The sequence below is a fragment of the Acidovorax sp. KNOB132 genome, assembly GCF_057541515.1.
On sequence record NZ_BAAJYT010000559.1, the window covers coordinates 1 to 1,131 of the forward strand.

The following is a 1,131-nucleotide window of genomic DNA, read 5'->3' on the forward strand; positions in this document are numbered from 1 at the left end:
CGCGCAGGCGCGGGCGGGCCGCACCGGCGCGGCCGGCACGCCGCGCGGGCAAAAGCTCGTGGTGCAGATGGTGGAGACCTTCCGCGAGCACATGCAGCCCGCGTTCGTGGAACGGCTGGACGCCTGGACGCTGCAGGAGCAGGCCGGCATGGCGCTGCCGCCCATCATGATCTACGGCGACGACGTGACCCATATCCTCACCGAGGAAGGCATCGCCAACCTGCTGCTGTGCCGCAGCGATGAAGAGCGCGAGCAGGCCATCCGCGGCGTGGCGGGCTATACCGCGGTGGGCTTGGCCCGCGACCGGCGCGCGGTGGAGAACCTGCGCGACCGCGGCGTGATCCACCGCCCGCAGGATCTGGGCATCGACCCGCGCGATGCCACGCGCAACCTGCTGGCCGCGCGCAGCATGCGCGACCTGGTTCGCGCGTCGGGCGGACTGTACCAGCCGCCCAAGAGATTCCGGAACTGGTAGGAGGCACCCCATGAGCGACATTCCCGCAGGGCTCGAAACCCTGGACTTTTCCTTTCCCGGCGGCCGACCCACAGGCCCCTTCGCCCCCGTGCTGGTCGGCGTGGTCGGCTCCGGCAACCTCGAGGTGCTGCTGGAGCCCGACAGCGGCACCGGCTGCTCGGTGCGCGTGGAGACCTCGGCGCGCGGCTTCGGCCCGATCTGGCAGGCGGTACTGGACGACTTCCATGCGCGCCACGCCTTGGCCGGCGTGCGCATCGCCATCAACGACATGGGCGCCACGCCCGCCGTGGTGGGACTGCGGCTCGACCAGGCCGTGGCCGAACTGCCGGGAGCGCGGCCATGAGTCTGAGCTACGCGGAATGCAGCGCGCGCGAGCGCCTGGCCCACCTGCTGGATCCCGGCAGCTTCCATGAATGGCTGCCGCCGGCCGAGCGCGTGACCAGCCCGCACCTGGCGCAACTGGGCGTGCCCTCGGCCTTCGACGACGGCGTGGCCGTCGGCCGCGCCACGCTGGGCGGGCGGCCCATCTTCGTGGCCGCGCAGGAGGGCGAGTTCATGGGCGGCGGCGTGGGCGAAGTGCATGGCGCCAAGCTCGTGGGCCTGCTGCGGCGCGCGCTGCGCGACCGGCCCACGGCCGTGCTGCTGCTGGCCGAGTC

General features: G+C 72.8%; 3 protein-coding genes. All 3 read left to right on the top strand.

Annotated features, from left to right (window positions below):
* Nucleotides 1-475 (top strand): malonate decarboxylase subunit alpha (locus AC27IO_RS24625; protein ID WP_498741265.1); only part of this gene is annotated, 475 nt, incomplete at its 5' end.
* A 10-nt stretch (nucleotides 476-485) separates the two neighbouring features.
* The gene (gene mdcC / locus AC27IO_RS24630) at nucleotides 486-818 is read left to right on the top strand and encodes a malonate decarboxylase acyl carrier protein (protein WP_272564053.1); all 333 of its coding nucleotides are present in this window, start codon (nucleotides 486-488) and stop codon (nucleotides 816-818) included.
* Nucleotides 815-1,131: carboxyl transferase domain-containing protein (locus AC27IO_RS24635; RefSeq protein ID WP_498741266.1), on the top strand; the 317-nt coding region annotated here is incomplete at its 3' end. The genes mdcC and AC27IO_RS24635, both read left to right, overlap by 4 nt.